The 12,796-nt window shown below is 55.3% G+C and carries 12 protein-coding genes; 6 read left to right on the top strand and 6 right to left on the bottom strand.

The features are described from left to right. The first annotated feature begins 9 nt into the window (after nt 1-9). Nucleotides 10-1,281, top strand: a complete 1,272-nt coding sequence (envC, locus tag HF679_RS19265) for a murein hydrolase activator EnvC (protein ID WP_123757124.1) — start codon at nt 10-12, stop codon at nt 1,279-1,281. A 3-nt stretch (nt 1,282-1,284) separates the two neighbouring features. Beyond that, the gene (locus HF679_RS19260) at nt 1,285-2,226 is read left to right on the top strand and encodes a divergent polysaccharide deacetylase family protein (RefSeq protein ID WP_174509563.1); all 942 of its coding nucleotides are present in this window, start codon (nt 1,285-1,287) and stop codon (nt 2,224-2,226) included. A gap of 144 nt (nt 2,227-2,370) precedes the next feature. On the opposite strand, the gene HF679_RS19255 is transcribed toward HF679_RS19260, so the two are convergent. The 3 genes from HF679_RS19255 to kbl form a co-directional block, all read right to left on the bottom strand. Beyond that, complete coding sequence (locus tag HF679_RS19255; RefSeq protein ID WP_123757122.1) at nt 2,371-3,168, bottom strand: glycosyltransferase family 2 protein; 798 nt, start codon at nt 3,166-3,168, stop codon at nt 2,371-2,373. 190 nt (nt 3,169-3,358) lie between these two features. Further along, complete coding sequence (tdh, locus tag HF679_RS19250; RefSeq protein WP_123757121.1) at nt 3,359-4,384, bottom strand: L-threonine 3-dehydrogenase; 1,026 nt, start codon at nt 4,382-4,384, stop codon at nt 3,359-3,361. Nucleotides 4,385-4,393: 9 nt separating this feature from the next. Then, complete coding sequence (gene kbl / locus HF679_RS19245) at nt 4,394-5,587, bottom strand: glycine C-acetyltransferase (protein ID WP_123757120.1); 1,194 nt, start codon at nt 5,585-5,587, stop codon at nt 4,394-4,396. A 212-nt stretch (nt 5,588-5,799) separates the two neighbouring features. Between kbl and rfaD the strand changes: the two genes are divergently transcribed. From rfaD to HF679_RS19225, 4 genes are all read left to right on the top strand, one after another. Beyond that, nucleotides 5,800-6,780 (top strand): ADP-glyceromanno-heptose 6-epimerase, encoded by a 981-nt coding sequence (rfaD, locus tag HF679_RS19240; protein ID WP_123757119.1) that lies wholly within the window; start codon nt 5,800-5,802, stop codon nt 6,778-6,780. Nucleotides 6,781-6,859: 79 nt separating this feature from the next. Next, a complete protein-coding gene (gene rfaF / locus HF679_RS19235; protein WP_123757118.1) occupies nt 6,860-7,918 on the top strand; it encodes an ADP-heptose--LPS heptosyltransferase RfaF in 1,059 nt (352 codons plus the stop codon). Between the two features lie 3 nt (nt 7,919-7,921). Next, on the top strand, nt 7,922-8,893 hold the full coding sequence (gene rfaC, locus HF679_RS19230) for a lipopolysaccharide heptosyltransferase RfaC (protein ID WP_123757117.1): 972 nt from the start codon (nt 7,922-7,924) through the stop codon (nt 8,891-8,893). Further along, complete coding sequence (locus tag HF679_RS19225) at nt 8,893-9,810, top strand: sugar glycosyltransferase (protein ID WP_123757116.1); 918 nt, start codon at nt 8,893-8,895, stop codon at nt 9,808-9,810. The genes rfaC and HF679_RS19225 overlap by 1 nt, the downstream gene beginning before the upstream one ends. Nucleotides 9,811-9,828: 18 nt before the next feature. On the opposite strand, the gene HF679_RS19220 is transcribed toward HF679_RS19225, so the two are convergent. The 3 genes from HF679_RS19220 to HF679_RS19210 all read right to left on the bottom strand — a co-directional run bounded on the left by HF679_RS19220 (nt 9,829) and on the right by HF679_RS19210 (nt 12,782). Further along, on the bottom strand, nt 9,829-11,055 hold the full coding sequence (locus HF679_RS19220) for an O-antigen ligase family protein (RefSeq protein ID WP_123757115.1): 1,227 nt from the start codon (nt 11,053-11,055) through the stop codon (nt 9,829-9,831). Nucleotides 11,056-11,061: 6 nt separating this feature from the next. Then, nucleotides 11,062-11,703, bottom strand: a complete 642-nt coding sequence (locus HF679_RS19215; RefSeq protein WP_154144337.1) for a hypothetical protein — start codon at nt 11,701-11,703, stop codon at nt 11,062-11,064. Nucleotides 11,704-11,819: 116 nt separating this feature from the next. Beyond that, complete coding sequence (locus tag HF679_RS19210; RefSeq protein ID WP_174509570.1) at nt 11,820-12,782, bottom strand: polysaccharide deacetylase family protein; 963 nt, start codon at nt 12,780-12,782, stop codon at nt 11,820-11,822. Nucleotides 12,783-12,796: the final 14 nt, after the last annotated feature.

Here is a 12,796-nt window from a genome sequence, read left to right as displayed (position 1 = left end):
TCCTTCCCCATGAGGGGAAAGGCGACTTATTCAAACACATGGATCGCAACGGCTGTTCGATCCGTCCTTTACGCCAGCGCACTCAGCGCTGGCGTATTGCTGTGCGCCGCACCCGCTCAGGCGGACGATCGTGACCAGCTAAAATCCATTCAGGCTGACATCGCCGCGAAACAGCAGGCGATCAAGCAGCAGCAACAGCAGCGCGCTTCCCTGCTCGCCCAGCTCAAGGCCCAGGAAGAAGCCATTTCCGCCGCGGCCCGTAAACTCCGTGAAACCCAGGACACCCTTAATCAGCTGAATAAGCAGATTAACGAGATGAACGCGTCTATCGCGAAGCTCGAGCGCCAGCGCGCCTCCCAGGAGCGCAACCTCTCCGCTCAGCTCGATGCCGCGTTCCGTCAGGGGCCGCATACCGGGGTGCAGATGATCCTCAGCGGTGAAGAGGGGCAGCGTAACCAGCGCATGCAGGTCTATTACGGTTACCTGAACCAGGCTCGCCAGGAAACCATCCTCCAGCTGAAGCAGACCCGCGAAGAGGTCGCCGCCCAAAAGGCCGAGCTGGAAGAGAAACAGAGCCAGCAGCAGACGCTGGTTTACGAACAGCGGGCACAGCAGGCGAAGCTGGAACAAGCGCGCAACGAACGTAAGAAAACCCTTTCAGGCCTTGAATCCTCCATTCAGAAAGGCCAGCAGCAGCTTGGCGAAATGCGGGCCAACGAATCGCGCCTGCGTGGTCGCATCGCTCAGGCGGAAGCCGCGGCGAAGGCCCGTGCCGATCGAGAAGCCCGCGATGCGCAGGCCGTGCGCGATCGCCAGCAGGATGCGTCCCGTAAAGGCACCACCTACAAACCAACGGAAAGCGAGCGTTCGCTGATGTCCCGTACCGGCGGTCTGGGCTCGCCGCGCGGTCAGGCCTACTGGCCGGTTCGCGGAACGTTGCTTCATCGTTATGGCGAACAGCTGCAAGGTGAACTACGTTGGAAAGGGATGGTTATCGCTGCGTCTGAAGGTACCGAGGTCAAGGCAATTGCCGATGGCCGGGTCATTCTCGCCGACTGGCTGCAGGGCTACGGCCTGGTAGTCGTGGTCGAACACGGTAAAGGTGACATGAGCCTTTACGGCTATAACCAAAGCGCGCTGGTCAGCGTCGGCACTCAGGTCCGGGCGGGCCAGCCGATTGCTCTCGTAGGCAGCAGCGGCGGTCAGGGCCGCCCGTCGCTCTATTTCGAAATTCGTCGCCAGGGTCAGGCGGTCAATCCACAGCCGTGGTTGGGAAGATAAGTTTTGCTTCAATTTCGCAGAATTGCATTCGCGGTAGCCGGTTCGCTGGCTATGGCATCGCCCGCATTTGCCGGCAAACTCTCCATTGTTATCGACGACTTTGGCTACCGTCCCCAGACGGAAAGCCAGGTGCTGGCGCTGCCAGCGACCATTTCCATCGCCGTTTTACCGAACGCGCCCCATGCGCATGAAATGGCGACCCGGGCGCACAATCTCGGTCACGAAGTACTGATCCACCTGCCGATGGCGCCAATCAGCAAACAGCCGCTGGAAAAAGATACCCTGCGCCCTGATATGAGCAGCAGTGAGATCGAACGTATCATCCGCGACGCCTATGGCAAGGTGCCCTACGCCGTTGGCCTGAACAACCATATGGGCAGCGCGATGACCTCCAGCCTGTTCGGCATGCAAAAGGTGATGCAGGCGCTGGAGCGCTACAACCTCTACTTCCTCGATAGCGTCACCATCGGGAATACCCAGGCCATGCGCGCCGCGCAGGGGACCGGGGTCAAGGTTATCAAGCGCAAGGTGTTTCTGGATGACACGCAAAATGAGGCCGATATTCGCGTCCAGTTTAATCGGGCGATCGCTCTGGCACGCCGTAACGGTTCCGCCATCGCCATCGGTCACCCGCACCCCACCACGGTGCGCGTGCTGCAGCAGATGGTCTATAACCTGCCGCCGGATATCACCCTCGTTCGCCCCAGCAGCCTGCTGAACGAGCCTCAGGTCGATACCTCAACGCCAGACAAAGGCCAGCCGCCAGCGCAGAACACTCAGCCGCGCAACCCGTTCCGCGGCGTGAAATTCTGCAAGCCGAAGCATCCGCCTGAGCCGGTTTCCGCCAGTCGTTTCTTCACTATCCTGAGCGAAAGCATCAGCCAGAGCACCCTGGTGCAGTACTACCAGCTGAAATGGCAGGGCTGGGATAACCCCAATAACTAAGAGCCTGTCCCGGTAGGCGTAGATTGATGCGGCCAGCCTGGCCACGGACAGCGCGGAACCACCGGAGCGTACACGCAGTACGTGAGGATGGTGAGCACTGCCCAGGGCCAAAATGGCAAATAAAATAGCCTAATGGGCCAGGCTCTAAGTTGAGCGGGAATCTGTCTGCTTCTCCACGGCAGGTTCCCGTTTGTCATCCCCGGCATACCAGGCTTTAAAATACTTCAGAAAACTGTACAAGGTCGCATACAGCCCGGTGACCACCCCAACCTTCCCCTGACGCCACGCGCCGCTGAACAGATACCACTTAAAAAACGCGCCAATCGCGCTGACGATCCCGCGGCATAAAGACGGCCTGATCTTCTGGTTTTTAACCAGTCGGGTGGTGTAACCATTCAGCTTATTAAACACTTCGTGCAGCGAATAAAACGTATCGTGGCGCACGTGGCCCGGCAGCTTGAGTGAGCGCCTGTGGCCCACCACCTGATCGTCGACCGGGCGGTCATTAAAGGCGGCGGTGGTACGGTTAAACAAGCGGACCGGGTAATCCGGCGAGGAGACGGGGTAGATAGTTCTGACCGCCTCGCCAAGCACATACCAGTAACGCGGCAGACGCCACGCGCAGGCCGGATCGGGCGCCTCGCCAGCTTTCAGCTTCAGGATCGCCGCGACGACGTCGCTATCAAGAATTTCATCGCTATCCATGCACAGCACCCAGTCATGGCTGGCCAGGGCCGTGGCGTAGTTCATCTGATCGCCGTGGGCGGTATAGGGGTGGTGATGAACCGTTAGGCCGAACTGCTGGCAGATATCCAGCGTCGCATCGCTGCTGCCGGAATCGACGACAATACACTCATCCGCTACGGCGAGCAGCGGGGGCAAAACCTGCCGTAGAAGGCGGGCAGAATTACAGGTCAGCAGGCAAACAGAGAGTTTAAACATGGTTTTATAAAATTAAACGGTGATTAAACGACTGTATAAACGAATAGGCTAAAAATCGATTTAGAAATAGTGCGTTTGCGATGAAGACGCGTTGAAATGTTATCCAAAACTAAATAAAAAAAAGCGCCCGCAGGCGCTCAGTGGATCGCGACGTTACGCCCGGTCATCGCCGGGCGGCAGTCGTTATGGCTCAATCCCAGCTCAGAATCACTTTGCCGGACTGGCCGGAGCGCATCGCGTCAAAGCCCTGCTGGAATTCATCGATGCCGAAACGGTGGGTGATGATCGGCGAGAGATCCAGACCAGACTGGATCAGGGCCGCCATCTTGTACCAGGTTTCAAACATTTCGCGGCCATAAATCCCTTTGATTAACAGCCCCTTAAAGATGACCTTGGTCCAGTCGATCGACATATCCGACGGCGGAATACCGAGCATCGCAACGCGACCGCCGTGGTTCATGGTGTCCAGCATGGTGCGGAAGGCCGGCGGCGCGCCAGACATTTCCAGCCCGACGTCGAAGCCTTCGGTCATGCCCAGTTCCGCCATCACGTCAGTCAGGCTCTCCTGCGCGACGTTGACCGCGCGGGTCACGCCCATCTTACGCGCCAGGCCCAGGCGGTATTCGTTGACGTCGGTGATGACGACGTTGCGAGCACCTACGTGCTTAGCCACCGCCGCCGCCATGATGCCGATCGGGCCCGCACCGGACACCAGCACGTCTTCACCTACCAGGTCGAAGGAGAGCGCGGTATGCACGGCGTTACCAAACGGGTCAAAAATGGACGCCAGATCGTCAGAAATGTTGTCCGGAATTTTGAAGGCGTTGAAGGCCGGGATCACCAGGTATTGCGCGAAGCAGCCCGGACGGTTGACGCCCACGCCGATAGTATTGCGGCACAGGTGAGTACGCCCGGCACGGCAGTTACGGCAGTGGCCGCAGGTAATATGCCCTTCACCGGAAACGCGGTCGCCAATCTTAAAGCCACGCACTTCCTGACCGATACCCACCACCTCACCGACGTACTCATGCCCAACCACCATCGGTACCGGGATGGTTTTTTGCGACCACTCGTCCCAGTTATAGATGTGTACGTCAGTACCGCAAATCGCGGTCTTGCGGATTTTGATCAGCAGATCGTTATGGCCGACTTCCGGTTCCGGTACGTCGGTCATCCAGATGCCTTCTTCCGCTTTCAGTTTGGATAACGCTTTCATCTCACACCCTCAGGCAATGACGCCCAGTTGTTTGCCGATGCGGGTAAAGGCTTCCACCGCACGTTCAATTTGTTCAGGGGTATGCGCCGCCGACATCTGGGTGCGAATACGCGCCTGGCCTTTTGGTACCACCGGATAGAAGAACCCGGTGACGTAAATACCTTCTTTTTGCAGTTCGCGCGCAAAGTTCTGCGCCACCACGGCTTCGCCCAGCATTACCGGGATAATGGCGTGGTCGGCGCCGGCGAGGGTAAAGCCCGCGGCGGTCATTTTTTCGCGGAACAGGCGTGCGTTGGACCACAGGCGGTCGCGCAGCTCGCTGCCGCTCTCGACCATCTCCAGCACTTTGATGGAGGCGGCGACGATCGCCGGTGCCAGCGAGTTGGAGAACAGGTACGGGCGCGAGCGCTGGCGCAGCCACTCAACCACCTCTTTGCGTGCGGCAGTGTAGCCGCCAGACGCGCCGCCCAGCGCTTTGCCGAGCGTACCGGTGATGATGTCCACCCGGCCCATCACGTCGCAGTATTCATGGGAGCCACGACCGTTGTCGCCGACAAAGCCGACGGCGTGAGAGTCATCGACCATCACCAGCGCATCGTACTGGTCCGCCAGGTCGCAGACGCCTTTCAGGTTGGCAATGACGCCATCCATTGAGAATACGCCGTCGGTGGCAATCAGCACGTGACGCACGCCGGCTTCACGGGCCTCTTTCAGACGTGCTTCCAGCTCCTGCATATCATTATTGGCATAGCGATAGCGTTTCGCTTTGCACAGACGTACGCCGTCGATGATTGAAGCGTGGTTAAGGGCATCAGAAATAATGGCATCTTCCGGCCCCAGCAGGGTTTCAAACAGGCCGCCGTTGGCATCGAAGCAGGAGGAGTAGAGAATCGCATCTTCCATACCGAGGAACTCAGCCAGCTTCTTCTCAAGCGCTTTGTGGCTGTCCTGAGTCCCACAGATGAAGCGCACGGAAGCCATACCGAAACCGTGGCTGTCCATGCCGTCTTTTGCCGCGGCGATCAGTGCCGGGTGGTTCGCCAGACCCAGGTAGTTATTGGCGCAGAAGTTAATAACGTTGCTGCCGCCGACGGTGATATCCGCCTGCTGCGCCGATGTGATAATGCGTTCTTCTTTAAACAACCCCTCTGCACGAGCGGTCTCCAGGTCATTGGTTAACTGTTTGTAAAAATCACCACGCATTGCAACTCTCCAGATTCGGCAAAATTTGGCACATATTACCCAAAGCTATACGCTGATACGAGATGATGCATGCCTTAATGAATTATTTGCAGCATTAATCACGCTCAACACCCCCTTTTCGGCGAATGGCTGAAGCCTTCTCCATGTGGTGATATGATATGAATATTCGCGTCCGGATTGTCTCTGGACGCCACACTTCAAAGGTTACAGTTATGATCATCGTTACCGGCGGCGCAGGCTTTATCGGCAGCAACATCGTTAAAGCCCTGAATGACAAAGGCATTACCGACATTCTGGTCGTAGACAATCTGAAAGACGGCACCAAGTTTGTGAATCTGGTTGACCTGAACATCGCGGATTACATGGATAAAGAAGACTTCCTGATCCAGGTGATGGCCGGCGAAGAGTTTGGCGAAATCGAAGCGGTGTTCCATGAAGGCGCCTGCTCTTCCACCACAGAGTGGGACGGCAAGTACATGATGGATAACAACTATCAGTACTCTAAAGAGCTTCTGCATTACTGCCTGGAGCGCCAGATCCCGTTCCTGTACGCCTCTTCGGCGGCGACCTACGGCGGTCGCACCAGCGACTTTATCGAATCCCGCGAATACGAGCAGCCACTGAACGTCTACGGCTACTCCAAATTCCTGTTTGACGAGTACGTCCGCCAGATCATGCCGGAAGCAGACTCGCAGATCGTCGGCTTCCGTTACTTCAACGTTTACGGGCCGCGTGAAGGCCACAAAGGCAGCATGGCGAGCGTGGCATTCCACCTCAACACCCAGCTGAACAACGGCGAAAGCCCGAAACTGTTCGAAGGCAGCGATGGCTTCAAACGCGATTTCGTCTACGTGGGTGACGTCGCTGCGGTGAACCTGTGGTTCTGGGAAAACGGCGTCTCCGGGATTTTCAACCTGGGTACCGGTCGTGCAGAATCCTTCCAGGCGGTGGCGGACGCTACGCTGGCCTATCACCAGAAAGGCAGCATCGAGTACATCCCGTTCCCGGATAAGCTGAAAGGCCGCTATCAGGCGTTTACTCAGGCGGATATGACCAACCTGCGCGCAGCAGGCTACGACAAACCGTTTAAAACCGTTGCCGAAGGCGTAACGGAATATATGGCCTGGCTCAACCGCGACAGCGATACAAATTCACAAAATCATTCGAGCGGTAACAAGGCGGCAGCTAAGTGAATCTCCGGGAGCTTACAAAAGTAAGTGACCGGAGTGAACGCAGGTAGCCAACGCAGAGACCGTTTGAAGGATGAAGTGAATGAAAATATTGGTGGTTGGCCCGTCCTGGGTGGGCGACATGATGATGTCGCAAAGTCTCTATCGCACGCTCAAGGCGCGCTATCCCCAGGCCATTATCGACGTGATGGCGCCCGCGTGGTGCCGTCCGTTGTTGTCGCGTATGCCAGAAGTCAACGAAGCCATCCCGATGCCGCTCGGCCACGGTGCGCTGGCCATCGGCGAACGTCGCAAGCTCGGGCACAGCCTGCGCGAACGTCGTTACGACCGCGCCTATGTGCTGCCAAACTCGTTTAAATCGGCGCTGGTCCCCTTCTTCGCCAATATTCCGCACCGTACCGGCTGGCGGGGTGAGATGCGCTACGGTTTGTTGAACGATGCGCGGGTGCTGGATAAAGACGCCTGGCCACTGATGGTCGAGCGCTATGTCGCGCTGGCTTACGATAACGGCGTCATGCGCAGCGCCAAAGATCTGCCGCAGCCTCTGCTCTGGCCACAGCTGCAGGTTTTCGACGGTGAAAAATCGCAGGTCTGTAACGCCTTTGCTATTTCGGCCGATCGGCCCATGGTCGGCTTCTGCCCCGGCGCGGAATTTGGCCCGGCTAAACGCTGGCCGCATTACCACTATGCCGAACTGGCAAAGCAACTCATCGATACCGGGTACCAGGTTATCCTGTTCGGCTCGGCCAAAGATCATGAAGCCGGTAACGACATTCTCGCCGCGCTGAACACTCAGCAGCAGGCATGGTGCCGCAACCTGGCGGGCGAAACCCAGCTTGAGCAAGCGGTGGTGTTGATTGCCGCCTGTAAAGCGGTGGTCAGCAATGACTCTGGCCTGATGCACGTTGCCGCAGCATTGAACCGCCCGCTGGTGGCGCTATATGGCCCGAGCAGCCCCGATTTCACCCCACCGCTGTCGCACCAGGCGCGGGTTATCCGTCTGATTAGCGGCTATCACAAAGTCCGTAAAGGCGATGCCGAGCAAGGCTACCATCAGAGCCTGATCGATATTACACCGCAGCGCGTGCTGGAAGAGCTGACCGCGCTGCTGCAGGAAAAACCGGAACAAGAGGAAGCGTAACGGATGCGGGTATTGATCGTGAAAACCTCGTCCATGGGCGACGTCCTGCATACGCTGCCCGCGCTGACCGACGCTGCGCAGGCCATTCCCGGCATTCGTTTTGACTGGGCTGTGGAGGAAGGGTTCGCGCAGATCCCCTCCTGGCATAATACCGTCGACCGCGTGATCCCGGTCGCCATTCGCCGCTGGCGCAAAGCCTGGTTCTCTGCGCCGATTAAAGCGGAGCGCGCGGCCTTTCGTCAGGCCATCCGCGCCCAGCGCTATGATGCCATTATCGATGCCCAGGGCCTGGTCAAAAGCGCCGCGTTAGTGACCCGCCTGGCGCAGGGGGTCAAGCACGGCATGGACTGGCACAGCGCCCGCGAGCCGCTGGCGAGCCTGTTCTACAATCGCCGTCACGCGATTGCAAAGCAGCAACACGCCGTCGAGCGTACCCGGGAACTGTTTGCCAAAAGCCTCGGCTATACCCGACCGACGCAGCAGGGTGATTATGCCATCGCCCGTCACTTTACGGATGCGTCAGCTGCTGCGGCTACGCCGTACCTGGTCTTCCTGCATGCCACCACTCGCGACGATAAGCACTGGCCAGAAAGCCACTGGCAGGCGCTGATCGCCCTGCTGGCCGACAGCGGTCTGCAGATTAAGCTGCCGTGGGGCGCACCGCACGAAGAGGCGCGGGCTAAACGGCTGGCAGCAGGCCACGACGGTGTCGAGGTGCTGCCGCGGATGAGCCTGGAGCAGGTCGCTCAGGTGCTGGCGGGCGCCAGAGGCGTGGTCTCCGTCGATACCGGTCTGAGCCATCTGACCGCGGCGCTCGATAAGCCGAACTTTACGCTGTATGGCCCCACCGATCCGGGGCTGATTGGCGGCTACGGTCAAAATCAGTTTGTCGTCCGCCCGGACAGCGGCAACAGCACCGGGGATATTGCCGCAGAGCAGGTGGCGCAGTTGCTAAAATCACAAGGACTGCTGTAATGGGTTCACTGTTTAAGCAATTTTATCGCTACACCCGCCCGCGGGCCTACCGCCACAACGAAAATCTCTGGCCATGGACGAAAATCACCCGCGCGGCAAGCGGGGAAATTAGCACGCTGGTTTATAAAGGAAAATCCGTTCCGCTGGTCAGCCTGAGCGCGCTCAAAAATACCTTTTCCGGGCCGCTGCTGCTTACCGCCACTGGCCCTTCAGTGAAAGAGATCGATTTTTCCGTTACACCTGCTTCAGTACCGGTAATGGGCGTTAACGGTGCTTATTTTCTGACGGGCCAGGTCAATTTCTCTTTCTATTTGATTGTGGATATGGAGTTTTTCGACCGAAAGCCCGAGATCATCGCCGCCATCGTCGCTAATCCTAAGATTCTGTTTTTTACAACGGTTCACGGCATTGCCAAAATAATAGACCGACTGGGTTTCGGCCATATTCAGTGCCGCCTCGCGGCGATCGAAGATGCGTGTTATCGCATTTATCAGGCCCGAATTCCGTGTGCCAATATTAAAAAGACATTCCACCAGGCTGATACCGTCATCCTGCATCAACATTCTGACGAGATTGGGTTTGCCATCGATATTCGCCAGGGGATATTTGATGCAGGCACCGTCGCCTACTGGGCATTGCAGATTATTGCCTGGCTGGGGTTTGATAAAGTGATCATTGCGGGTCTGGACATGACCAACTTTGAGCAGCCGAGATTTTATGAAAGCAACAGCAATAAGCTCCCTTCTTATCTGGCAAACAAGGTCGAATCGTTGATTTTCCCGGCCTTTGAACTTGCCAGCACCTATATGTGCAGCGTAGGTATCGATATTATCAATACCTCAACAGAGAGCGCTATTCCTGAGCATATATTCAATAAAGCACCGTTTAGCCAGTCCATGAAAGCAGTGACCCGCTAGGCCACTGCATTTCCTGTATCACGGTTGCGCCTGTTTTACGCGTTGTAATCCAGCACAGATAACCAGGCAGACGATAAACATAACGATAAACCGGTCATGAATAAAAAGCGTATCGACCAAACCAAACAAAATAACCGGCGCACATACAAACATCGTTGCACATGACAACACCCGCTTCCTGTGCACATAGAATAGCATTGCGGCATACAGCCCCAGCAGAATGACTCCACTGATAGCCCCTTGCAGCGACATCGTCTCTATCAGGTCATTATGCAGGTGATAAACCATATTGCGGATCCCTTCCGGGTTACCCTGCTCTTTCTCCTGCATCAGCTGCAACAGAATGTCATAGCGTTGCTGTGCACTCACCCCGGTCGGATGGCGGTATATTTCGTAGAGCCCCGTATGCCACATGCTCAATCTGGCGCCTAATGAGGTGTTGTTATCACTCTGATATTCTGAAAGTTCCGTCACCGCATCCACTGCACGCGTTTTGATAGAGGGAAACGCAATTTCAATGATCACCACTGAGAGCAAGACGGATACCAGACACAGCGCAATCATTTTGGACTTCGACATGAAGTTACTGTTCAGTAAGGCATATATCAAAATAGCGGGGTAAAAAAGTAGCACTGAACGCGTTTGCGTTAAAAAGATAACCCAGAAAGAGAAAACAATGACCCCAAATATTATATATTGCCGATAACGCATATTGACACATGCTAAAGCATACAGCGTCACCATCGTATAAAGAGCATACAGATAAGCGCTCAGGGTTGCAGAGTTACCAATTCTCAAGCGATCGTCAGAGACAAAAAAGTGGAAATGTAAGGCATACAACGTTAAATACGTGAAACCAAACAACAGCACAGCATTAATAAACTTCCCCGGCCCCACCGATATAAGTCTTAATATCGCGGAAACTAACGGTACCATTACGGCACCGATGATCAGATAACTCCCCGTACGCACGTAACTCACGTCCGCCATATAAATTTCCGCGGCATTCGCAGGAAACCGATATGCCCACAACAGTTGTGAACTTCCCATCAAAAACAAGAACAGCGCCAGGATCAACTCTTCTTTTTTGAAACGAAGTGCTTTGGCATGACACAGGGCATAGCCAACCGTCATGAGCGCAGAAAGGTAGAAAAGATTTCTCCCCATGATTTTTTCTGTCATAACGGAAGCGGCAGCCAGAATTGCTGCCAGAAATATAAGCAAGGGGAACTTATCTTTGATCATGAACGATTAACTTCTCACAAATGGGGGAACCCATACCTCACCGCAATCCCACGGTCTTGGTTTCCCGTGGAAGCATACGATGCGCGTCCCGGGTGGAACGGAACCATTCCCGGTGGCATGTTCATTTTTTTTCTTACTGACCACATGCTTTTTATAGCTCACGATTTGTCCCGGGAGGATATCCTGCCAGATAGCAGCATGAGGATAAATCTTACTAATAAACTCCTGATCGCCACCGCTCTGATAGCGTGACATAAACAGTTCAGGATAACGTTTAAACGCCTCCCAGACCTTATACTTCTCCTCATGCGGGATGCGCATAATGGCCGAGTTTTTCGTTTTCTGCGGGAAAAAGAAATCGCTGAGCATGGTCAGTCGGGTATTCTGCAAAATATCGGAAATATCACCCACAACAACAATATCCAGATCAATATAAAAAATATCGTCGTCAATTTTTTGCGGATCAAATATTTCAATCTTTGACCACCAGCCAGGCAGGTTTTCCGTCAGCTTAATTGTCTGCACGCCGGGAATAGTCAGATCGGTAAAGCACACTTTTTCGATGTCATCCGGTAATTGCTTATACAACCACTGAACATGATCATGATTATAATCACCACCAGAACGCAATACCGTTACAATTTTCATACATGCCTCATAAATGAAAACACAGTGCATCGAAAAATAAAGACCAGCAGGCCGATGTAAAATCGGCGCTAATATTACACTAGAAAACCGGTGTATCTCTATGACACACAGTTATTTTATGTAAGATTTCTCCGGAATTGATAGTATTCCGCCAACGTCATTCCCTTCACCTGCGGGGCCAGCCAACTGAAAAACGCTTCCAGGTCAGCATATAAGCGCTCGATATCCTGCTCGTTTTTAAACGTTGGGCTGCCGCCAGGCATGTACTCAGAAGAGTGGAGCATATATTCAACGTAGTCATTCCCCTGCGTCAACGTCTGGGTTACGACTTTTTTCATGGTCTCGACGTTGCCGCCCATCGGACGCAGCCAGTGCACCGACGGCGATCGGACTTTGCCGCGCAGACGGTCGTAGCCCTGCTTCACGCTGTTCATCCAGCCGGAGTGCTTATACTGAATGCTCATCGGCACTTCCAGCAGCGAGGAATGCCCCTCGCGGCTGATGTCGTTCTCATCGAGGAAATAGGCATGCTGCGGGAAGCGACGATAATCGGTACCGCCATCGCCCTGCGGTGCGCCTTTCGCCGTCTTCCAGTTGACCCGCGGGGTCACCGAACAATCCACCAGATAGCCATGCTCCACCAGCAGGCGAGCATAGCGCTCGTCGAAGGCCCAGCGCCCGGCGCGGTGGCTGACCATTTTGGTCTGGAAAGTCTCTTCCAGCAGATGGGTCATATAGGCGACTTTTTCACGCATTGCCGCATCGGAATATTCAACCAGGTAGGGCTTATGACGCCAGTCATCGTCGGTCAACGGGTCCGTCGGCGGGCTATTCCAGGCATGCAGGTGCATGCCAATCTCCGCCGTACCACGGGCAATCACATCTTTGGCGAAGTCGATATAGAAGGGGTCGATCGCCATTTCATAGTTGGTCAGATAGACGGGTTTAAAACCATACTTTTCGCAAAGCTGCTGAAAACGCGGTAAATAGCGCGCATTCTCGGTGGTAATGCTGTCGTGTTTTTGCCAGAGGTTGTCGCCCTCTGTATCAATCGTGATGAGAAATGCGGGTTTGTGCACGAAAACGTCCTCAG

The organism is Enterobacter sp. JUb54, from assembly GCF_014298075.1.
Classification (GTDB): domain Bacteria; phylum Pseudomonadota; class Gammaproteobacteria; order Enterobacterales; family Enterobacteriaceae; genus Klebsiella; species Klebsiella lignicola.
This window is presented reverse-complemented; position numbering and strand designations above follow the sequence as displayed.